At 61.1% G+C, this 23,071-nt stretch carries 14 protein-coding genes; 2 read left to right on the top strand and 12 right to left on the bottom strand.

The features are described 5' to 3' along the window. Nucleotides 1-30: 30 nt before the first annotated feature. The 11 genes from JIN81_RS07025 to JIN81_RS06975 form a co-directional block, all read right to left on the bottom strand. Complete coding sequence (locus JIN81_RS07025) at nt 31-1,899, bottom strand: ankyrin repeat domain-containing protein (protein ID WP_200278009.1); 1,869 nt, start codon at nt 1,897-1,899, stop codon at nt 31-33. Between the two features lie 33 nt (nt 1,900-1,932). Beyond that, nucleotides 1,933-2,274 carry an SH3 domain-containing protein gene (locus tag JIN81_RS07020; protein ID WP_200278007.1) on the bottom strand — a complete coding sequence of 114 codons (342 nt, stop codon included), beginning with the start codon at nt 2,272-2,274 and terminating at the stop codon, nt 1,933-1,935. A gap of 414 nt (nt 2,275-2,688) precedes the next feature. After that, nucleotides 2,689-4,065 (bottom strand): arylsulfatase, encoded by a 1,377-nt coding sequence (locus JIN81_RS07015; protein WP_200278005.1) that lies wholly within the window; start codon nt 4,063-4,065, stop codon nt 2,689-2,691. A 143-nt stretch (nt 4,066-4,208) separates the two neighbouring features. Then, a complete protein-coding gene (locus JIN81_RS07010; protein WP_200278003.1) occupies nt 4,209-5,123 on the bottom strand; it encodes a Mul1B family putative transporter subunit in 915 nt (304 codons plus the stop codon). A 23-nt stretch (nt 5,124-5,146) separates the two neighbouring features. Then, nucleotides 5,147-8,143 carry a tetratricopeptide repeat protein gene (locus tag JIN81_RS07005; RefSeq protein ID WP_200278001.1) on the bottom strand — a complete coding sequence of 999 codons (2,997 nt, stop codon included), beginning with the start codon at nt 8,141-8,143 and terminating at the stop codon, nt 5,147-5,149. Nucleotides 8,144-8,274: 131 nt separating this feature from the next. Then, entirely contained in the window at nt 8,275-8,739 is a 465-nt protein-coding gene (locus tag JIN81_RS07000) for an ExbD/TolR family protein (protein WP_200277999.1), read from the bottom strand. A 39-nt stretch (nt 8,740-8,778) separates the two neighbouring features. After that, the gene (locus tag JIN81_RS06995) at nt 8,779-9,231 is read right to left on the bottom strand and encodes an ExbD/TolR family protein (RefSeq protein WP_200277997.1); all 453 of its coding nucleotides are present in this window, start codon (nt 9,229-9,231) and stop codon (nt 8,779-8,781) included. A gap of 68 nt (nt 9,232-9,299) precedes the next feature. Beyond that, nucleotides 9,300-10,085 (bottom strand): MotA/TolQ/ExbB proton channel family protein, encoded by a 786-nt coding sequence (locus JIN81_RS06990; RefSeq protein WP_200277995.1) that lies wholly within the window; start codon nt 10,083-10,085, stop codon nt 9,300-9,302. Nucleotides 10,086-10,207: 122 nt separating this feature from the next. Beyond that, nucleotides 10,208-10,861, bottom strand: coding sequence for an endonuclease III (nth, locus tag JIN81_RS06985; protein ID WP_200277993.1), 654 nt, complete (start codon nt 10,859-10,861; stop codon nt 10,208-10,210). 34 nt (nt 10,862-10,895) lie between these two features. Beyond that, nucleotides 10,896-11,555 (bottom strand): 3D domain-containing protein, encoded by a 660-nt coding sequence (locus JIN81_RS06980; protein ID WP_200277991.1) that lies wholly within the window; start codon nt 11,553-11,555, stop codon nt 10,896-10,898. A 145-nt stretch (nt 11,556-11,700) separates the two neighbouring features. After that, a complete protein-coding gene (locus tag JIN81_RS06975) occupies nt 11,701-14,361 on the bottom strand; it encodes a glycosyl hydrolase family 95 catalytic domain-containing protein (RefSeq protein WP_234044553.1) in 2,661 nt (886 codons plus the stop codon). 118 nt (nt 14,362-14,479) lie between these two features. Between JIN81_RS06975 and rlmN the strand changes: the two genes are divergently transcribed. Both rlmN and JIN81_RS06965 read left to right on the top strand, forming a co-directional pair. Continuing rightward, nucleotides 14,480-15,562: a dual-specificity RNA methyltransferase RlmN gene (gene rlmN, locus JIN81_RS06970; RefSeq protein ID WP_200277987.1), complete on the top strand. Its 1,083-nt coding sequence runs from the start codon at nt 14,480-14,482 to the stop codon at nt 15,560-15,562. A gap of 77 nt (nt 15,563-15,639) precedes the next feature. Next, nucleotides 15,640-21,192, top strand: a complete 5,553-nt coding sequence (locus JIN81_RS06965) for a beta strand repeat-containing protein (protein WP_200277985.1) — start codon at nt 15,640-15,642, stop codon at nt 21,190-21,192. Between the two features lie 78 nt (nt 21,193-21,270). Here JIN81_RS06965 and JIN81_RS06960 read toward each other — a convergent pair whose 3' ends face one another. Next, nucleotides 21,271-22,893: a sialidase family protein gene (locus tag JIN81_RS06960; RefSeq protein WP_200277983.1), complete on the bottom strand. Its 1,623-nt coding sequence runs from the start codon at nt 22,891-22,893 to the stop codon at nt 21,271-21,273. Between the last annotated feature and the right edge of the window lie 178 nt (nt 22,894-23,071).

Here is a 23,071-nt window from a genome sequence, read left to right as displayed (position 1 = left end):
GTTTTCGCAAGCTCAGCGGCATGCCGCGGATCAAGGAACGATGGTCACCCGGTCTCCCAAGCGCGTCAGCTGGAACAACCTGGAAGCCGATCCGGAGGGGACGCGGATGCAGCCGTGCGATGCCGGCCGGCCGGGCACATACCCTTGGTGAAACCCGAAGTCGCTGCAGCTCAGCCGCTGGAAATACGGCATGCTCGATCGATAGATGGTCGATTGCCAGTTCCGGTAGCGGTTGGTGATCGCGAACTCACCCGTCGGCGTCTCATAGCCTTTCTTGCCCGTCGAGATCCGGGTCCGGAAGACTTCCTCACCCGTCTCGCCGAAAACCACCAACTCCTGATCGGAGAGATCGACCACCACCCTGCGCTCCTCGACATACGGATCCTTGCCGAGGAGAAGGCGCATCATCCGCACGTCCTCGTGACGGGCCGCCAGGTTGATCGGCCAGATTGCGGTGCGGCGCGTCCACACGTTGGACTCCGCTCCATGCTTCAGCAGGGTTTTCACGGTTGCGATCGAACCTGAGTCCACCGCGAGCATGATGGGCGTGATCCGCTGATCCTTCCTGAGTAGCCACCGCATCGTCGCCCCCCTCACCTTCTTGAGAAAGCCCGGTGAATGAGGCCCCTTGAGCTCGGCATTCGGCGGCGCACCCCACTCCAGCAATCGCCGCACCGTCTCCGTCCGCCCTGAAACGATGGCGAGCGGCAGGGGCTCGGCCCCCATCGAAGCCAGACCACGCGGATGAGCCCCCGCACCAAGCAGATCAAGCGCCATGGCATCCCCACCCTCCTCGATCGCCCGTCCAAAGGGAGTTCCGAGAAACGGTGCGCGGGATGGATTCACCGACGCCCCATGGGCGAGCAACAAGCCGACGACATGGTTCCGGCCACTACGGCAATGCTCGTACAACATCCCATCCGGAACGCCGGTGTAGCCAAGGAAGAGATGCAGGAAACCGGTTTCATCGTCCACGGCCGCGCGTCGCACCAGGCAGGTCGCCCCTGGCACCGCCGGGCGGGCCCCGAAGCGAAGCCACATCCTGCAGGCGCTGAAATCCCGTGCCAGATAGGCTTCCCGCAAGGCATCATTGAGATAGCCCTCGTCGACGACCGCACCCACCTCGACGAGCTCGCGCGCAAGAACTTCCCTGCCCGATTCCAAGGCACGGACGACCGGACGAATGCCGTCCCGGTCGGGTGCATTCGGATCCGCCCCGGCAAGCACCAGTGATTTGGCGAGATCCTCCCATCCGTTTCGCAACGCAAGAATCAAGGTCGACTCCCCCGTCGCGTCGATGGAACCGCAATCGGCTCCCAGCGAGATCAATTGGCGGACCAGATCCTTGTGCTTCACGGCAATCGCCAGATGCAGAAGGGGAGTTCCCGCTTCATCCCTCCCATGAGGATCCGCGCCCGCCTTGAGGAGAAGCTGGATGTCATCCGTCCGCCCTTCCCGGATCGCCCAGGGCAGAAGCCGCTCACCTTCCGGTGTGAAACCATCCGGCTTCGCACCGCGCCCGAGCAGGTCGGCCGCCAGAGCGGGCTGTCCGGAAGCCAGGGCGAGAGAGACCACGGTGCAGCCGTTTGCAGTCTGATGATGCAGACCCGCACCATGATCGATCAGAAGCTCCACCATCCGCGGATTCTTCTGGATCACCGCGAGATGGAGCGGCATGCGACCGAGCCGGTCGCGTTGCTCGGCGTAAACTCCGGCGCGAAGCAGCAGGTCGAGGTGTTCCAATTCCTCCTCCTCCGCCGCACGCAGCAAACTCAGCCCGCTGATCTCCACACCCCGGGCCTGCAGTTCCTTGATCGCCCCGGCCTTGTCCCCATCACATGCACACACCCCCCAGACGAGGACGAACAGGCTCAGGAAATGGAGAAAACTTCGAAACACCGTGCCACGGACTACCACGGTGCCGTTCCCGAATCAAACCGCCGTCAAAAGATACTCGGCCACCCAGCCTTCGTTTCCCTCACCATTGCGGCACCAGTGCCATCCGTGAATCTGCCGGATCGACTCGAGTTGGTCGCCGCGGCGGACGGTAAGCACCGTCGGGTCGAAATCCTCGATCACTGCGAAGCGACCTTCGCCAAGCGGTTCCAGAATCTCCTCCGGCACGTATCCTTTGCGCCCAGCGGAATCACTGGCCCACACCCAGCCGGGCCACGCCCGGTCCACGGGTCCGACCGTCACCTCACCTCCCGCCGACAAGCGGAGCGGATTGATGTCTTTTTCCTCGTAGTCGGCATTTGTCACATAACTTGGCATGGCAGTGTAGGGGCTGGCTTGGGAGTTGGGAGAAAGCTACGCCTCAATGGGTGAAGTTCCAAGCGAGGGCGGAGGCATCCACTTTGAGATTTTGATTATCAGAGACTAAGAACTCGCCCGCTTCCAGTATTGCGGCCATCGGCGACCCGATGAGGCCAAGAAATCGATCGATTTCGTCCAAAATCGATCCGTCTCGAAGAGAGTTGGCATCCCCAGTGCTTAATTTCGGGTGTGGATGGTTCCGTGACGGGCCGGGGAGTTTCTCTGGGTTTGACCCTCGACCCGTCACGGTGATCCACGACCGGGGAGGGATTTCATGGGTTTTTTCTCTCCCCGGTCGTGGTGATCCTCCGCTCTTTTTCAAGAGCGTCGAGACCCCGCCGAAGAGGTTCGATCGAACCTGCCGTTCCGCCCTTACTTCGACAGCTTGTCCAAGGGCGCCATCGGAAACCTCTCTGCCGGTTCGCGGTGCTGGTTCATCCACTTTACCATGTCCTTCACCCGTTCAGGGTGCTTCGCCGCGAGATCCTTCTGCTCTCCGATGTCCTGCGACAGATCGAAAAGCTGCGGCTTGCCGGGATTCTTGGCTCCCAAGTCATACTGAACGAGCTTCCACTTCCCCTGGCGCAGGGCGCGTCTGCCCTTGCGCTCATGAAATTCCCAGTAGAGCGACTCATGCATCTCCTGCTCACCCTGCCCTGTCAGCGTGGGAGCGAACGAAATTCCCTCGATCTCCGAAGGGGTCTCCACCCCTGCCAATTCACATGCGGTCGGCAGCACATCCCAGAAGGCGAACGGAGCCTCGGGCGCTCCGGGCTTCTTGATGCCGGCCGGCCAGTAGGCCACCAGCGGCACCCGGATGCCTCCCTCATACAAATCCCGCTTTCCACCGCGCAGCTCACCATTTGAATTCAACAGCTTCGGATCATACCCGCCTTCGAAGTGGGATCCGTTGTCACTGGTGAACATCACGAGCGTATCTTCCTCCACTCCCTTCGCCTCCAGGGCCTTCATCACACGGCCGACATAGGCATCCAGTTCCATCACCATCGCAGCGTAGTTCGCCTTCACGCCTTCCACGTTCGAGTAATGATTGCTGTTCCGGAAATTCACATCGTTCTTCATGTCCAACTCTTCCGCTTTCCCTTCAGGAGCCAGCAGGGAGGCGTGCGGGATCGGAAACGAAAGCAACAGGAAGAAGGGTTGGTCCTTCGGCTGTTCGCCGATGAACTTCTCGGCTGCCTTCATGTAAAGCTCCGCGTCGTAATGCGGCCCTTCATGCAACTTGTTGCCCTCCAGCATCACCTTCTCCGTCTGGTCGTAGACGAACTTCGGGTAGCGGAAATGACCGTCGCGATGATCGGTGGTGCCATAGAACACATCGAAGCCTTTCGAGAGGACGACCTCGGGAGTCTGCGTGTTGCCGGTGATGCATGACTTCCCGATCATGGCCGTCCGGTAGCCGGCGCCCTGAAGCAGGGTGCCCACCGTGATGTCCTGCGGGTCGGGCCTCAGCGCGAACGGGCCATTCCCCCGGATGAAGGCGTGTCCCGGATCCCGCCCGGTCATCAACGAGCAGCGGGCGGGCGCACACACCGTCGCACCCGAATAGAAGTCGGTGAATCGGAGGCCCTTGCTGGCGAGCCCGTCCAGAACCGGGGTCTCGAAGAACTTCTGGCCATTGCAGGAAAGGTCACCGTAACCGAGATCATCCGTGATGATGAACACGATGTTGGGCTTCGCCATCGCAGCGATGGCAGTCAGGGCGAGGAAAAGGAGTGAGCGCTTCATTTGAGTGGAGCTACGCTGCCGGATATCCCGTCCTGTCGCCAACCTCAATTCACACCCTCTGGGAAGCATGCCTGCCAAAGGCACGAAAAAGCCGGCTGCAGGTCGATCCCCACAGCCGGCGTTTTGAAAAGAAGCAGGACGTCTCAGTCCTTCGGCTTGTACTTGAGCAAATCCTTGTATTCGCCCGGCAGCGCCTTCCCTCCTCCGAGGGTCAGTTGATACAGCGAGGCAAGCGAGGCAGCCTCGGCCAGACGAAGCGCACCACTCGACTGGTCATCCTCGTCGGGAGTGCCGTGGAGCTTGATCGCCAGCTGAACCGATTCGTCCTGAGTGTAGAGACGCAGGGCATTGAGAGCCGACTCATTGGTGATCACTTCGGAAGCACCCGTGTCGGCGGTCATCCCGATGTTGTAGGCATTGATGGCGGGAATCGGCTTCTTCTGACCTTCGAGTGCCAGACCAAGCATGTAGCCAACCTGTGCGCGCTGCCCACCGGGCATCTTCTCTTCCAGCTTCTCACGGCAAAGGAGCTCCAAGCGGGACCAGTCCTTGGTGCGAACAGCGTCCCAGAGTGTGTAGATCTCCATCTGCTGCAGCTGGTGGGGCCGGGTCAGACTGTCGCGATCGACCGGCAGGAACTTGTCCTGGACCTCCTTCAGCTCATCAAGCTTGTTGAGCTCGAGTTCGTAGTAAGCCGCGAGCGACGAGTGGTTGTTCGGGATCTCCTGCAACTTCTTGTAGGTCTCCCGCACCGATGCGAACTTCGTACGAGCTTCCTCGTAGTTCCGGGCCTGGAAGAGCTCCATGGCTTCGGTGTACTCGGCAGGCTCCATGAGCCAGATCGCAGCAGGCGCCGAGATCAGTTTCTTGACGGTATCCACCCCCTGTTCGGTGGCGAAGTAGATGAAGTGGGTCGTGTTCGCATCGGCGATCCAGACCTGTTCGAACTCCGAAGGGCTGTTGATCAGGAGGGCTTCCTGCTGGAAGCGCCCCTGGGCCTGGGCCGAGGTCGCTGCCAGCAACGTGGCTGCAAACGCAGGTGCAATGATTGATTTCATGGTCTTGGTTGGCAGTTGGGTTTTCAGCGGCTGGCGGCTTCGGCTTCGAGCTGCTCCTTCGATTTCACTTCAGGGTTGGCGACGTACTGTTCGACGAGTTGTTCGACTTCCTTCCACATCGCGACTTCTTCCGGGCTGGCCTTCGCCTTGTCACCGACGACGATCCCGCGGGTCTGGTCGATGTAGGTCCGTCCCGCATTGTAGGCGCCCTGGCGGTCGGAAACTTCGTCGCCCGCCATGTTGCGGTCCCAGACGAGTTCCATGTAGCGCTTCATCGCCGGAGCGGAGATCCGGATGGCACCCTTGTAGGTGTTCCAGACGTTGACGTAGGAAGCGATGGCATCGTTCACCATGCCCAACTTGTCGTAAGCTTCGGCGAGCAGCATGGCGACCTCCATCTTCTTCTGAGCGTAGCCCTTCTCACGATCGAGATAGAGGCGGGCGTTCTCCTTCGCCTTCTCGTAGTCGCCCATGGCCATCTCGGTGACGATCATCTTGTAGAGCGCACGATCCTTGTCGGAGCGTTCCTGCGAGTCGTTGAGCACGCGCTGGAAGTCCTTTATCGCTTCCGCCTGCTGGGCCTTCGAACCGAGTGCGTTGACCGCGCCACGACCGAACAGCGCAGGGAACTTGTAGGACTTGTCGTCCTCACGGTTGAGCGCCTCGGTATAGTAGGGCAGGGCTTCGCGCGGGCTGTTGGTCTCGCGGATGAAGTCACCCACGCGGACGAGGATGTAGTTCGACAGGTCGTTGAGATCGAACTCGTTCTTGAGGTCGCGGAAGAGGACCTTGATGCCGGCCTCGGCCTGGATGCGCTTGGCTTCGTCGTCGCCCGCCTTCTTGACCTGATCCTCGAACACGCCGATGACCGCGATGCGGAGCAAGGCGCGCGCCGCCTTGTTGGAGGCCTTGATACCGGGGAAGCTGTAATAGTGCTCCTTGAGCTCTTCCGGGCTGTGGCTGTCGAGGTAGACTTCGGTATAGGAACCGATCGCTTCTTCAAGGCCGGCCGCTCCGGGGATGGAGGCCATCTCGGAAATCACGTCACGCAGACGGTTGAGGGCTTCCTCACCGCGACCGGCGTCCTGCAGGGCATACACCTGTCCCACGGCCACCTGGGCCTTGTAGGGCGAGTCGCTGCCATACTGCTTCCAGAACTTGTCGGCGTAGGGAACGGCGTCCTTCAGACGGTTCGGAGAGTCCTTTTTCTTCGGCTTCTCACCGAGCATGGAGACGAGGTAGTTGAGTGCTTCGCCCGCCACGATGTCGTTCTCACGACGTTCGGCGAGTGCCAGAGCCTTGATGTAGTACTTCTCGGCTTCTTCCTTGTCGCCCTCGGCCTGGAGCACGTTGCCCTTGAGATTCAGGGCCATGTCCATGATGTCGGCATTCGGGAACTCGGTTTCCAGACGATTCAACTTCTCGAGGGCCGCTGCGTTCTCATCGAGCGCGTAGTGGCAGTTCGCACGGTCATAGAGCGCGAAGGCGAAGTAGATGTTCTGCGACGGATCGGAATGCTTCTCGAAGAATTCGTCGAGCAGCTTGGCCGACTTGCCCCAGAACTGGAGACGGGAAAGGTTCGATGCCTGGAAGTAGAGCGCGGCCTGTTCGAACTTGCTCTTGGGATAAAGCTCGGCGTGCTGGTCGAGCAGCGGTTGGGCTTCGCGGTACTGACCGGTGTAGTAGTAGCTGCCGCCAAGGACGTGCAGGCAGATGTCGTGTGCTTCGGTCTCCTTCTTGAGCTTGGGAAGCATCTCCACGGCGATCTCGATGCAGGTCTCATATTCACCACTGTAGAACAGCGAGGTCAGCATCAGGCGGCGGACCGCCGGCACATGCTTCGAATCCGGGAAGGTCTTGAGGAAGAGCGAACCGTATTTCTCGGTCGACATCACTTCGCCCACGATCGATGCGGTACGCACCAGGTTGTAAAGGTGGCTCTCACGCTTCTTGCTCTTGGGGTAGAAGAGCTCGAGTTGGGTGTAGCAGGCATAGGCACCGCGGACGTTGCCCTTGTTCTCGTGGAGGAAGGCGGTGGCGCTGAGCTGGACGACTTCGTTCGGGTCACCCTTGGAGATGGATTCCTCAAGCGCCTTCTTCGACTTCTCCAGATTCTCCTTCCGGATCACGCGCAGGCCATCCTTCACACCGACCCGGCCACCGAGGTTGTCGAGGCGGGACTTGGTGTCCTCGAGCATCACCTGGGTCGAGGGAATGAGCTGGTACAGGACGAAGGCACTGGACTCCATCTCGGCGTTGTAGGCCTTGCCGGCGAGACCAAGGAACAAACCGGAATAGGCCTGCATGTCATATGGCTCGATGATGAGATCGGAGCGGTTGTTTTCGACGAAGGAGAGCAGGGCCTTCTCATCGCGCTTCTCGATCACGGCGTCCACGAGGACCTGGAAGGTCGCAACGATGCCGGCTTCAGGAGTCCGGTAGGCGACCTTGTTCTTCAGGGCGGTTTCGAAATGCTGCACCCCTTCGGAAATCTTGCCGAGCTTCAGGTGGCAGATCGCCATGTTGATGTAGTAGGCGCCGGGTTCGAAGGAGTCGCGTGTCTTGTCGCGCTCTTCGAGGAATTTCTTGTACATCCGGATCGCGGTCGCCCAGTCTTCCGCTCCCTTGGCGGCATGTCCCCAGTAAAGGAGGGCCCGCTTGTTGTAGATGTTGCCACCGCTCTCCGCGCCGGCTGCCTTGTTGGAATACTTGCGGTAGCAGGTCTCGAAGGACTTGGCGGCGGCATCCCACTGCTGAAGCTTCAATTCGCAGTAACCCTTGCGGTACCAGGTCACACCAAACTGCGGCCCGTAGAGGGTCATCGCGTTCTTGTCGAAGCGGTCGGTGCAGGTGGTGAGAAGCTTGAGTGCTTCCTGCCACTGTGCGTTCTTCATGTGGTCAGTCGCCTTTGCATTCAGCGACTGGGGGGTGGCATCGAGTTGCGCGCTCGCCGGACCGATGGCGGTCAGGGCGAGGCAGACTCCCAAGAGGGGCGTGAATATGCGCCGGATGAGGTTCATGACTGGAGGTTTCGGTTTTGGTAGGTTGTAGGGTAACACGAGAGCGCCGACTCACGCATCCCGCAAGGGGCAACGGGTCGGCGCTTGCATTTCTTAGGTCGAGCAAGTCGGTGCATGGAGCACCTGTTTTCTCATGGGTCGACCAGGTCGGTGAAGGTCACTTTGGAAATGCCGACACCGGTAAGGGCGTTGAGAACATCGATCACACGCTGCTGGGCAGCACCGCCATCGACATAGATCTGGACCAACGGCTCACTACTGGCCGACTTGGCACTGTCGGAGTAGGACTTGAGGTCGGCGAAGAGCATGGGCACGTCGCGGGAGTCCGGATCACTGTCCATGGGAATCTGGGCGGCGCCGGCACCCACGAAGATGGCACCACTGGCATCGATCTTGATCAACTTCGGTTCGATCTCCGGAGGCGTCTCACTGGGAGCCGCCGCTGGCAGGGTCATCGGCACGTCCTGCTCACGGGGTTGAATGGTCGTGGTGACCAGGAAGTAAATGAGCAGGAGGAAGGTCGCATCAATCAGGGAGGAGATGTCCAGCTTGGGCTGGTCTTCCTCCATCGCTTCATCGCGTTTGTGGCGGGACATGGTCGGAAAAGGTAGGTTTTGAGTTTTTCAGGCCGGGGCTCAACGCTTCTCGAAGCCGTAGGTGGCGAAGAGAACCTGGTCGACGCCGGCCTTCGCCGACACCCGGATGACCTGACGGCAGTACTTGAAGACTGCATCCTTGTGGCCCCGGATGTGGAGCTTCGGTGAGTAGCCCTGCTGGTCGATGATGTCCTTCTGCTCCTTCACGAGTTCGAAGATGTCCTCATCCTCGTTGAGCTGTTCGCCCTTCTCGTTGAAGAACGATCCGTCGTCATAGATGTTGATGACGATACGGCCGTTACCATCTTCGGCGCGCTTCGAGTGACTCGCGATCGGTGGCTCAACCTTGGGGTCCATCTTCACGATGATCATCGTCGCGTTGACGAGGAAGAAGATCAGCAGGAGGAAGACCATGTCGATCATCGGCGACATGTCGATCTCCAGACCATCGCCTTCATCGGCCATGGCGCCACGCAGTTTATTGGAAGCCATATGTTTCGTTCGGTGAGAGGTTCAAGGGTGGACGATCCAGAGTGCCGGACCGCCCGCTTTCACCGGAATCAAACGGCCACACCCTCAGGAATCTTGGCAAGATATGCGTCCTGATTGACGGTCTGCACGGAAGCGTTGATGAGGTCTTCTGCAGCGTGGTGGCAGTCGGCCACGAGATTGTTGAAGCGGTTCTTGAAGAAGAAGTAGGCCAGCAGCGAAGGAATCGCGGTGATCAGACCCCACATGGTGGTCAAAAGGGCCACGGAAATCGAACCAGCGAGCTGGGCAGGATCGGCAGCTCCGGACTCAGCAAGAATGCTGAACGCCTGGACCATACCGATCACGGTTCCGAGGAGACCGAGCATCGGGGCGGCTTGGGCGACCAGCGAGATGTAGTTGATCCAGGTCATGCCCTTGCGGTTCTCATTGATGGAGAAATCGGCGATGGCGTCTTCGATCTTGTCACGGCCCAGGTCTTCCGGACGGGTGGCGTCGATGTTCGGCAGCGAGTAGGCCATCATGCGGCCGAGGTAGGATGGATGGGAGGCGGCGAGCTCGATCGCAGAGCGCACGCGGCAGTTGGCCATGTGGTCCATGAGCGCCATCTTCAGATCATCCGGGCAGAACTTCGCCTTGGTGAGGTTGATGAAGTTGAAAACGCAGAGGGCGATGAGTGCCAGGACCGCGAGGCCGATGAAGAGCATCGTGGGACCACCATCGAGAACAAATTTCTGAAGGGCGTTCTTCTCACCGGGAGCCCCATCCTGAGCGAGGAGCGTGGGGGCGCTGGCAAGAACCGTGGTGGTAACGATGGCCGCGATGCGGCTCGAGCGGTTAGCGAGTTTTTGGATCATGGTAGGAGATGGGTAGCTCAACTTAGAGGGTCGGCATTCTCGGAATCAGGCCTTGCCCGGCAAGGAAAGATTTCAAAAACAAACGGATAATGGTGATGAAAATCTTAGGTGCAATTCCTGAGTCAGGACTTTGTCACTACCACAGGCGCTTTTCTCCGGGGAAAAAGCTCACGACACAGCATGCACACGGTTCCATCGCATCCGCGGGCCGTACAGTGTTCCCGTCCGTAGAAGATGATTTGGAGATGCAAAGCATTCCATCGATTTCGCGGAAAAAGCTTCTTCAGATCCTTCTCGGTCTGGTCGACATTCTTGCCATTGGTCAGCTTCCACCGCTGGGCCAACCGGTGGATGTGGGTGTCCACCGGGAAGGCCGGTACGCCGAAGGCTTGCGCCATCACCACCGAGGCGGTTTTGTGCCCGACGCCGGGCAGGGCCTCGAGCGCGGCGAAGTCGGCGGGGACTTCACCGCCGTGGGACTCGATCAGGATGCGGGAGAGTTCGGAAATCGCCTTCGATTTGCGCGGTGAGAGTCCGCAGGGACGGATGATCTCGCGGATCTCCTCCACCGGCACCTCCATCATGTCCCGCGGGTTGTTCGCGCGGGCGAACAGGGCGGGAGTGATCAGGTTGACCCGTGCGTCGGTGCACTGGGCCGACAGCAAGACGGCGATCAGCAGGCTGTACGGATCAAAATGATCCAGAGGGACGGGCGTCTCCGGGTAGAGTTCGTCCAGGCGTCGATCGAGATGAGCCGCGCGCTCGGCTTTCGTCATGCGAAGGGAGAGAGTGAAATCGGACGGAGGCGCATCAGCGCATCACCGTGGCCTGACCACTGTTCACCTTGCGCTTGATGCTCGTGTACATCTGACGGCAATGGCTGTGTCCGGTGCGGCCCGAGAGCAGCTCTGCACTGCGGGCATAGCTTCCCCAGCGGACGACGGAAATCTCCACGTTGCGGCGACCCCAAGCACGCATGTGCGACTTGCTCGGTGTGTAAATGTCGATCGTATTGGTGCCGACCAGAGCCGAACCGTAATCATCGACCACGAACAGTGGCTTCATGCCCTTGATGCGGAAGGTGGTGCCGATCGGATACACCGACCAATCCGCCGCAGCGCTGATGACGTTGCTGGAGTAGCGGAGAGGGGTGCCTGCGGCATTCATCGAACCGTACTCAAGGTGGTCGGACTCGCTGCAGGTGTAGGCCGTGGTGCGCACGTGCCGGACTCGCTCGTTCGAGTAGTAGGGCATGCCGTGCTTGTCCTTCCGCTTCTGGTGACCGGCGGCGATCACACTCGGTGAAGGATGAGCGGTCGTGTAGGGGCCTCGAGCGGTGTAGTGGTTACCGGTGGTGCCTGTGGAAGCGCCGCCACGCATGGCGCGCTCTTTGGAAACCACCGCCACATCATTCCCACAACTGGCGAGAAGCATGGCGACAAGGGCGGGGGAAAAGAAACGGAAGAGCATATGCAGATCGTTAGGAATCCTTAATAATCAGGACCTTTTAAGGTCGCGCGACGGTTGTTTTACGGATCAAGCTGTCGTCCGGCAAACCAAAATTTGGCGTGTTAGGTCGCCTGGCCGTTGCAAAACAGCGGAAAACCAAGGCCCTTCAGGGCCTGCCGACGGTATGGGGCTGCCCCGCGATCAGCTCAACTTTTCTCACTTCAGCTTCTCCGGGCAGCTGGATTCGGACGGTTTGGGACACGGAACTCGTCAGTGAAGCGGACTTCAGCGTGCCCGCCTCCCAATCGAGATTCACCACCACGTCTCCTCGTGCCCGCAGGCCCTTCGCGGATCCTGCTGGGTAGGCTTCCGGCAGCGCCGGCAGGAGCGAAATGACCCCGGCGTGACTCTGGAGCAGCATTTCGATCATTCCCGCGGTGATGCCGAAGTTGCCGTCGATCTGGAAAGGCGGGTGGGTTGTCCAAAGGTTGTCGAGGGTGTTGTAGGCAAGCAACCCGGCGACACAACCATGGGCGCGGTCCGGCTGACCAAGCCGCGACCACAGCGCGGTGCGCCAGGCCCAGGTCCACGAGCGGCGGCTGTCACCGACTTCGCCCCGCTTGGTCAGCGAGACGCGGGCGGCCTCTGCCAACTCGGGGTGATCCTGCAGGGTGATCTGGTTGCCCGGATGCACGGCGAAAAGGTGGCTGGTGTGGCGGTGGTTCCCTTTTTCCAGCTCCGGTTTCTCTTCCATCCACTCCATCAGCTGCCCCCAGCTCCCGATCTTCGGGCCGTAGAGTTTGTCGAGGGTCTCGCGCAGGCGGGCCTGCAGAGCTGGGTCGAGTTCCAGGATTTCAGCGGCAGACAGGGTGCTGGAAAACAAGTCCCACATGAGCTGCTGGGCATGGGCGGTGCCATCCTCGTGCGGTCCGTGTTCGTGGGACCATGCATTCGGCACGACCAACTGGCCGTCAGGAAGCTCCTTGAGTCGACCCAGCCAGAACAGGCTGACATCCCGCATCCACGGCCACGCGGTCTCCTTGAGGAAATCCTCATCGAGCGAGAACTGGTAGTGTTCCCAGAAGTGCTGCGAAAGCCAAGCGGTGCCCTCGATATTCCAATTCCAGCCCGTGCCGCCGAACGGATTGATGCTCATGCGCGTGACGAAACCCTCGGTGTCCGCCCCATACTCAAGAGCCGTGTGTTCCCGATAGACCGGTGCACCGGCGGTGAGCAGGTCGAAGAGCGGATCGGCCAGCTCAGGGAGGTTGGCGGTTTCCGCGAGCCAATAGTTCATCTGCAGGTTGATGTTCGAGTGGTAGTCGCTCGCCCAGGCCGGCTTGTTGCTGTTGCACCAGATCCCCTGCAGGTTGGCGGGCAGGGTTCCCCGGCGGGAACTACCGATCAGCAGGTAGCGCCCGTATTGAAACAGCATGGCCTCAAGCTCCGGGTCGAGACAGGGCCGCGGCAGGTCGCGGGCCTGGTCACGGTAGGCCTTGATCCTCAGATTGATCGGCTTGCCGGCCACCTCAGGCGCACTCGCCCCCAAATCGAGGCTCACCCGGTCGAACAAACGACGGTGGTCAGCCTCATGCTCCGCACGCAATTGCTCCCACGACTGCGCCGAGGCCTTGGCCAGACGCTCGTCCACCACTTTCATCGGGTCGCCCTTCATCCAACCCGCCTTGCGGTCCATCACGTAGTTCGTATCTGCCGCGAGCAGCACCAGCACCTCATCGCATCCCTCGATCGAGAAACGACCGTCCTTGGAGGTCGAAGTTCCACCCTTGGCAATCACCTGCAGCCGCGCCGCGTAGCGCAGACCGTTGGGCAAGGTGCCGATGAGCTTCAGGCCATCCCGAGTCGACTCGCTCTTCTCCCATTGAGGGTGCGCTCCCTTGAAACGAAGATTGCCGGTGAGCTTGCCCGCTTGGTCCGCTCCGAGGCGCCATGCGACGACTCCCGCCGGATGGGAAGCGATCGCTTCACGGGTGAAGGTCACACCACCCTCAGACCATTGGGTCGTGTGGCGCGCGAGGCGGAGGTCGAGCTGACGACGGTAGTTCTCCGGCACGGCGGACCGAGCTGCGAGAGGGATCCCCTTCAACTGGATCTCAGCGACCTGGAAATGGGTCGTGTTTTTCCGCGGAGTGAAGCTGAAACGCACGTAGCGATGGGATGCCGGCTTGCTGATGCCGTAGGTCGCTGACTTCCCCCGTCCATCAATCGGTGCCACCTCACGCTGCTCATCGAGCGTTCTCCAAACCTTGCCATCATCTGAACCGGCCACCGTCCACGCCGCCGGATCCCGCTTCGGCATGTCGTTGCCACTCACGAATGCATACCCGCTCAGTTCCTTCGCCTCTCCAAGGTCCGCCACCCAGACGAGCGGCTGGTCATGATGAATCACACACCACTTCGTCCGGGGATCGCCATCCACACTCTGGGCCACCGATTGGTCCGGCGCGTTCGACGTTCCCGGTCCATTCTGGGAACGAACGGTCACCGCCTTGTCGCCACCCGCCTGCTCGAAAATCACCGAGCCGAAATTCTGATACGTCCCGAAGGTGTTCGGCCGCGCCTGGTCACCCAGATCGTAGCTGCCGCCCGGGTTCTCGTCGCCCGTCCACAGGGAATCCACATTGAACTGCATCTCCGCCGTTGGAACCCCTCCCATCAGCACCGCCCCGAGGGCCCCGTTGCCGATCGGCAATCCATGGCGCTCCCAATGGGCCGACGGCTCGTCAAAGCGCAAAACCAGCGGCCTTTCATCTGCTGAGGACTTCAGGGAAACCAAGGCAGGCAGGAGCATCCAGAGTGTCTTCATCACGGCCGGACCATGGGCAAACCGTCCGGCCAAGACGACCGCAAAAATGCCACGGACCGCAGAATCAATCCGATCCCCGCACTTGCAGTGACGCGCGGGAAATCCGAGCGTCCCCCCGATGCAAGCTGCGCTGACCGGACTCAACCACGACCAACTCGCCACCCTCATGGACGAGTGGGGACAGCCGAAGTTCCGCGTCACCCAGGTGCTCGACTGGATCTGGAAGAAGAAGGTCACAAGCATCGAGGAAATGACCAACCTTCCCGCGGCCTTGCGCGACAAGCTCGCCGAGACCCACCGTCTGGACGCCCTCGAGCACAGCACCACCCAGGGAAGCGCCGACACCACCCGCAAGTTCCTCTTCAAGCTCCACGACGGCCGCTACGTCGAGTCCGTCCTCATCCCCGCCAACCCGGCGCTCTACGGTGAGAAGTCCGACCGACGGACGCTCTGCGTGTCCTCCCAGGTGGGCTGCGCCTATGGCTGCAAGTTCTGCGCCTCCGGCCTCGCCGGATTCTCCCGCAACCTCGAGCCCTCCGAAATCGCCGGCCAGGTCCTGATGGCCGAGCGCCTCTCCGGCGAGCGTGTCGACAACCTCGTCTTCATGGGCATGGGCGAGCCCTTCGCCAACTTCGACCGGTTGATGGCCGCCATCGAGATCATCACCGCCCCATGGGGCCTGCATCTCGGAGCCCGCCACCTGACCATCTCCACCTCCGGACTGGTGCCCCAGATCCAGAAGCTTGCTGAGCACCCGCAGCAAATCCGGCTGGCCATCTCACTGCACGGCGCCACCGACGAAGTGCGCGACAAGATCATGCCGGTCAACCGGAAGTGGAACACCGAAAAGCTCTTCGAGGCGCTGAACTACTGGAACTCTCGTAAGAAGCAGCACCTGACTCTGGAATACATCCTCATCGAGGACATCAACGACGACCTCGAGCAGGCCCGCATCCTCGCCAGCCACGCGCAGAAGCTGAAGGCCAAGGTGAACCTGATCCCCTACAACACCGTCGACGGCCTCGACTGGGTGCGCCCGTCCGAAGACCAGTGCCGGGCCTTCCGCGACGTGCTCAAGAACGCCGGCGTATCCGCCACCCTGCGTCTGGAGAAGGGCCACGACATCGATGCCGCCTGCGGTCAACTCCGCCTCAAGCAGGAGACCGAGGAAGGCATCATCGAGGCCCCGGTGAAAGGTTGATCGTTCCGAGCGTCCGCCGCCCGGAAAATCCAGCTTGATCAAGCACGATTTCGGTCGTTTCATGATGGGTAAGACCCATGAAAACCCATCAACGATCCCTCATCGTGGTGGCCACCGTTCTGGCGGCCACTCAACCCGTCTCCGCCGGCCTTTTCGCCAAATTCCATGGCAAGGATGGTGACTTCCTGACCGACGAATCAACCAATGGCCGGAACCTGACCGAAGTCTTCGAAGGCAGTGGCGAGGTGCGCTACCACCCCGCGGGATTCGCGAAGTTTCCGGGAACCGAAGCGCCCAACCGCGCATGGCTCGAATGGACCGGTGGCGGGGGTGCCGGCGCCTTTACGATTTCCTTCTGGGTCCGGCTTCCTTCATGGAACCAAGGGTTTTTCCAAGGACTCTACACGAATGTGGAGCCCGGAAGCTTTGACTACCAGATCGACCTCAATGGCGACACGGTGCGCGCCCTGTCCGACCCCGGCGTCAATATCTCGGGTTCCACCCTCGGTAATGCGGTGGACACCTGGTACCACATCGTTCTCCGCAAAGGTGGCGGAGGCAATCAGTCAAAACTCTACGTGACGCCGATCGGAGCCGGATCGGTGAACTTCATCGGCGATGATGCCCTCAACCTCGGCGGCCTCCAGGCCATGCGGCTCGGCGTCAACCGCAACAGGGACTCGCTTGCCGAAATGGATCTGGCGAATGTGCAGATCTACGATGATGCCACCGTCGATCTGAACACCCTCCTCGCGGAAGGCCCCGACCTGAATCCCGTGCTCGAGTGGGATCCTGCCGACGATGATGACGGCGGCGCAGGCGACTGGGACGTGACTGCGACCCATTGGCAGACCACGACCGCCGAATCGCCCAACACCACCTGGGCCCCCAATGACGGGACGGTGGACGCAGTCTTCGATGGTGCTGGCGGCGCGGTCACGCTCACCGCTCCGGTCAGTGCGAACACCATCACCGTGCTCAGCCCCGGTCACATCTTCGGGAGTGCAACGGCGGCCGACACCCTGTCGGTCACGACAAGCATCTCGAACAACGATCTCGCCGTCTTCGCGAACGATTTCGCCGGTGCCGATGCCATCAGCAAGACCGGCAGTGGAAGGCTGACCCTGAGCGGAGATGGAACCGCCTTCACCGGGTCCTTCACCACCAACGGAGGAGAGATCTTCGTCACTTCCCCGAACTGGTCTTCCACGGACTTCTTCACCGTGGATGGCCTGCTTCGGATCGACTCGGCAACTACGGTCTCCGTCAATTCGGTATCGCTTGATACCGGCCTGAGGATCGACAACGGCTCCACGCTGGATGTCGTCAGCGGATCATTCAACCAAGTGGGTAGCGGCGGATGGACCTCAACGGAGAACGGAGACCTTGGATTCCTCACGTCCTCAAGCGGCGCGTTGAACTTCGCCTACCCGGATCCTGTCGGAGGAGGCATCCAGATGGGGGTTATTCTCAGTGACTTCGATGGCTCGACGCCGTTGACGGTCAACGTCACCGGCAACTCACCCACGGCCTTCAGCCAGCTCCAATTCCTGCGCGAGAACACCTACACCGGGGGCACGAACCTCGACGACATCCGGGCTGTAGCCACGGAGACATCCTCTTTCGGAACAGGAACGGTCAATGTGCTGGATGGTGGTCAGGCATGGCTGCAGATGGGCACGGTCGCCAATGACTTCACCATTGTTGGAAATGGTTGGGAAGAAGGACCTGAACCCTTCGGTGCCATCCGCTTCAGCACCGGCAACGACATCACGGGAACAGTGACCGTGGACGCTGCAGGAGCACGTATCGGCGGATCTGGAGCGAATTCGGCCCTGTTCTCGGGTACCCTGCTCGGCTCCGGCAACCTCGAGCTGAACAATGCGGTGAATGCCGCGATCGATTCGACGCTGACCTTCACCGGAGATGGCAGCGGCTACACCGGAGAGCTCCAGGTCAGCCGCGGCTTGCTCATTCACAACGGCACGCTGGGTGGTGACCTGTTCGTCGACGACCTCGGGGCGGTCGCCGGAGACGGCTCGGTCAGCGGGCTGTTCACTCTCGGTGCCACCGGAGGCGCCACGATCTTCGCTGACGGTGGAACGGGCATCACAACGACCGACCTGGCACTCAACGGAGTGACCACCGTGGACTTCTCCCGTTTCCCCGAAACCACCGGACCCATCTCCCTCTTCAACTACACCGGCATCCTGATCGATGACGGCGCGCCGGGAGACGTCACCGACAACCTGGCCGTCGCCAACATCGGCAACTTCCGTGGGCCCGTCGTCTTCACCGACAACGCCATGAACATCGAGGTCGAGCTGAACCGCAAGGCCCTGACCTTCGCCGGCCCGGACGGAGCATGGGACATCAACACCAGCTTCAACTGGACGGACGGCGTCGTGAGCGAGCGCTTCTACAACGGCGACTCGGCAAGCTTTGATGACACCGTGGACCCCGGGTTTGCCGGGACGGTCAATCTCACCGGGCTTCCGGTTCCTTCCACCATCAACGTCAACAACAACACGGTGGACTACGACTTCGCCGGTGAGCTCGGCGCCGAAGCGGGAGGACTGACGAAGGACGGCACCGGCACGCTCACCCTCTCCGCTCCGGATGCCAACATGCCCTACGCCGGGGCCATCACCATCAACAACGGCACCGTGGAACTGGCAGGAGACACTCAGGCACTGCGGAACTCCGAAGGAATCACCGTGAATGCCAACGGGACCTTCCGTGTTGCCGCGGCAAACGCAGGACAGGACAGGCTCCCACCCATTCTTCTCTCGGGCGGCACACTGGAAACCAATGACGCCAACGTCTTCCTCTTCCCCGAAACTTCGACTCTGACTCTGGCCGCGGGAACCGACAACACCCTGACGGGCACCGGGACCCTCCTCACCTTCACCAATCCGATCGAAGGTGACGGCAATCTGATCAAGGATGGCACGGGCACCCTCGACGCCACTTCAGGCGATGGCGTCAGCCTCGCGCATACCGGCACCACGACCCTCAACGATGGCAGCATTGTCCTCGGCGGTGACAATACGGCGGCTTCCGAAACCTGGACGGTAAATGGCGGACGCCTGGCCTTGTTGACCGACAGCGTCGCCCCGATCGAGAACCTCCCGGCCACGGCCACCGTGGCCATGACAGGCGGAGAACTCGATGCGTCCGGAAACACCGAGACCCTTGATACGCTGAGCATGGACTCCACCTCTGGAGTGCCCGTGCTCACCGTTGACCCCGCCACCAGCGCGCTCACAGCAGACACGCTCACCCTGATCGGCACTGACAACCGCGCCCGCCTTCCACTCGGCCTCTCTAGCCCGGGTCCACATCCGGTCGTCAGCTACGGCTCGACGCTCAACGGCACCGCCGGGACGAATCTCATTCTCGATCCCGACCTCTATCGCGCCGGGACTTGGAATGACAACGCCGGCACCCTCGAAGTCACATTCAATCCAGGGGCCGTCAACTGGACCGGCGGAGACTCGGTATTCTGGGAAGTCGCGGGTCCTGACCTGAACTGGGACGGTGTGAACCAGATCTTCTACAACCTCGATACCGTCACCTTCGGCGATCTCGGCGCGGGCACCGTCACCGTCAGCGACCTCGATGGCGACCCGGTCGTCCCCGGTGGCATGACCTTCACCAATACCGTGGGGAATGACTACGTGATCGACGGCAATGCCATCGGCGGCATCGGCGGCATGGCCGTCAATGGCGGCGGAAGCGTGACCTTGCTGAACTCCAGCACCTTCACCGGATCCGTCGACGTCACCAACGGTTCCACCCTCGCCCTGTCCTCGCTTCAGGCAGACGCCGTGTCCGACCTCGCGCCCATCAATGTGTCAGGAGGATCGCTTCTCCAGATCGGCGATACCAACGCCATCCGCCGCGAGAATCCGATCAGTGCCGGTGGAACGAATGCAGCCATCCTCATCGATGCCAGTACCCTGACGCATACCGACGGCAACCACTCCCACATGCCCGACATCACCCTTCGCAATGGTTCCGTCTGGTCCGCGACGAGTGCGGGGTCGTTCAACAACGAGAACACCTTCCTTCGTGGCGTGGTGACCGTGGACGGCACGGCAACCTCCACCATCGGGCCGTTCACCTTCGGCATCGGACTGGATGGACTGCGCGACTTCATCGTGGACGACGTCACCGGCGACGAAACCGCAGACCTGATCATCAGTGGCAACCTGCAGAATCCCAACGCTGGCACTGGCGGGCTGAGGAAGGTGGGATCTGGGACGATCTCGATGGAGACCGCCCACAACTACACCGGTCAGACCCGGATCACCGATGGCGTTGTGACGGTGAACGGCACCTCCCAGCTCTATGCGACCGGAGCCTTCTTCGGAAACACCGACACCACTTACGTCTTCGTAGAGGGCGGTATGTTCGAGACCGACCGATTCAACTACGGAGCGAGCAATGCCCTCAGCGAACTGCGCAACAATTACTACTCCGTCCTGGTGGATGGCGGCACGCTTCGATTTGTCGGGGCTGGTCCTGCCAATGAAGGCCTGCGAGCCTACAGCATCGGTGCCGGCGGTGCGACACTCGAGGTGGCCGCGGGAGGCTTCTACCGCAAGTTGGCAGGGACCGCTCCCAACCAGAACATCATCTCCAACGACACCGGTGGCTCACTCACCCTCACAGGCGAAGGCACGGGCGTCATCGACGATGATCTGGGTAGCTTCGGAGCAGACTGGAGCACCACGGTCCTCACCAAGAGCGGAACGGGAACTTGGTTCCTGAATGGTGCCAATACCTACGGTGGCGACACCATCGTCAACGAAGGCCTCCTCGGTGGCAACGGCTCGGTGAGCTCAAATGTCACCGTCAACTCGGCAGGTGGTATCGCCCCCGGCGCCTCAGTCGGAACCTTCAGCATCCTCGGCGACCTCGACCTCTCTGGCGCAGCGGCGGGAAGTGGAGTGCTCGACTTCGAGCTCGATGCCATCGCGGCGAGCGACCTGGTATCGGTCACCGGGGTCACCACCATCGGCACTGGCCTGCTTGGCTTCTCCGACTTCGTCTTCACCAATCTCGGTGGTCTTGAAGACGGCACCTACACCCTGCTCAGCTCGGGTAGCATCGTCGGCACCCTCGATGGCGCCGACCTGAGTGGCAACATCGGCCCAGCCACCGCCACCCTGCAGATCACGGGCGGCGACCTTCAGCTGGTCGTGTCCGGCGCATCCACGCCGTATGAAGCCTACGAGACGGCGAACAACATCCTCGGTGCGGGTCCCGAAGTGGACTCGGATGGAGACGGCATCCCGAACGGCATCGAATTCGTCATCGGCGGCATCTCCGACCCGGCGCTTAACAGCAACGATCGCGACAAGCTGCCCACCACGGCTCTCGATGGCACCTACCTGACCTTCACCTTCCGCCGCACCGCCGAATCGGCTGCTTCGCTGCCCTTCGCGGAATACGGGTCCACCCTGAGCGGTTGGAATGCCGCCGAAGATGGCACCGACGGCGTGATCATCACGGAAACGCCAAACGGATTCGAAGCCGGAGTGGATCAGGTCGATGTGCAGATCCCACGAGCGCTCGCCACCGGTGAAAAGCTCTTCGTCCGCCTTCGGGTCGACATTCCTTGAGCCATTCCGAGCACAATCAGCCCGACCGGGATCCTCCCTGGTCGGGCATTTTTCTACCCACTGAGCCCGAATGACGGGTCAGTTCACCGGCTTAAAGGGAATCGCCAGGCGGTCCTCCCCGTCGGTGAGATCCTCCAAAGTGAAGCGTGCGAAACGCACGGCCTGATAGCCCGGTTCATAGAGCACGCCAATCGTGCCGTCCTTGCAGATCGTCAGACTCGAGTAGGCCGCTGGACCGGGGTCGATCACCTTGCCCTTGCTCCATGTCTTCCCCTCGTCGTAGCTGATCTTCACCACGAGGTTCTTGCGGCCGCTCGCCGAGTTGGCGTGGCACAGCAGAAGCCGGTTCTTCTTGTAGCCTCCCTCGATCGACGTGTAGCGGAGGATGCTGCCATTGCAGCCCGGGTCCACCTGGGTGGGATCGATCTCGAAGTCCCAGCTCTTCCCTTCATCGGCCGAACGGTGCACGCCGCGGAAGCCCTTGCCGTTGAGGCGGGCATTGACCATCAGCGTTTCATCCGCCAGCTCGATCACCTTCGACTCGTTAGCCGGCTGGATCGGCGTGTCGATCAATGACCAGGTCTTGCCGTGATCCTTGCTGCCGAACAGGTGCATGCCGTTCTTCAGGTTCACCAGCGTGTGGAGCAGGTCGCCATTGCGGCGCTGGATACCCCGGCCGGAAGTGATGAACTTGAAGTCCATCTTCCACTCCGGCTTGGAGATGTCGTCGGTGATGTCGCGCGGCTCACTCCAGGTCCTGCCGTGATCCTTCGAGCTCTGCACATGCAGGCGGAACTCCTTGGGGGCATTGATCTGGTCCATGAAGTTGTAGAAACAGAAAATCTCGCCGGTCTCACGATCGAGGATGAAGGATGGGTCCGAGGCCGGCTTGCCGACCGATTCGTCACCGTAATCGATGATGGTCTCCATCGGCCCCCAGGTCTTGCCGTTGTCGGTGCTGCGCTTGAAGACGATGTCGATGTCCTTCACCCAGATCAGGTCCCCACTGCCATTCCGACGGGCATCCACACTGGCAAGGAGATCGCCATTGGCCGCCGTGATCAGTGCGGGAATGCGAAAGGTGTGGGTGTCCTCCGTTCCCGAAACGAAGATGTCCTGCTTCTCTAGTAGTTTCGCGATCGGGTCGCTACAGATCTCCGGAGCCTTCGACACCTTTTCCGGCTCGCCCTTCAGGAGAACCAGGTCGTCGATGAGCACCCCCGCACTCTCGGGAGCCGTGCACACGAACCGCAAGCCGCCGATGATCTCGTTCGGCAACTTCAGACTCACGTCGGAATGGAATCCACGACCGACCACCACCACCTGATCGAGATTCCCGACTTCCTTCCAGTTGCCATTCACCTGGGCGAGCACGCGGAACTCGAAGGGATCCTTCGCCGTCCAGCGCTCAGCCTTGAAGGTCACGCCCCGGCTGTTCTGAAGGTCACCGGAAAGCACCATCTCCAAGGTATTGCCCTCCCCACCCGCCAAGTGCAGCGCCTGCTTCCCGCTCGCCGCGAATTTCGAGGTGATCGACGCCTGACCCTCGGATTGCCACTCGACCTGATCGTGTTTCTGTCCATCCAATGCCCCCTGCTTGAGACCCTCAAAAGAAGTCTTGTAGAGCTCGGGCGATGCCGCTTGGACGTTCAGCGCGAACGCGATGCCGAGGACGGTGGTGATCGTTGGAAAAGCCTTCATGTTGGATGGCGAGAACATCGCGGCATTTGCCAGGAATGCGAGCGCCCACCACTGGTTGGCTTCCCAGACCATCCCGACCGCTACTCCCCGGCCCCTCCGCCGTTTCCGGCCACCTGCGACCACCCGAGTCAAAGTCCCCGATCCCTTCGGCGAGGTCGAAAAGACTTTGCGCTTTGTC

Source organism: Haloferula rosea (assembly GCF_016595525.1).
In the GTDB taxonomy this organism is placed as follows: domain Bacteria; phylum Verrucomicrobiota; class Verrucomicrobiia; order Verrucomicrobiales; family Akkermansiaceae; genus Haloferula; species Haloferula rosea.
This window is presented reverse-complemented; position numbering and strand designations above follow the sequence as displayed.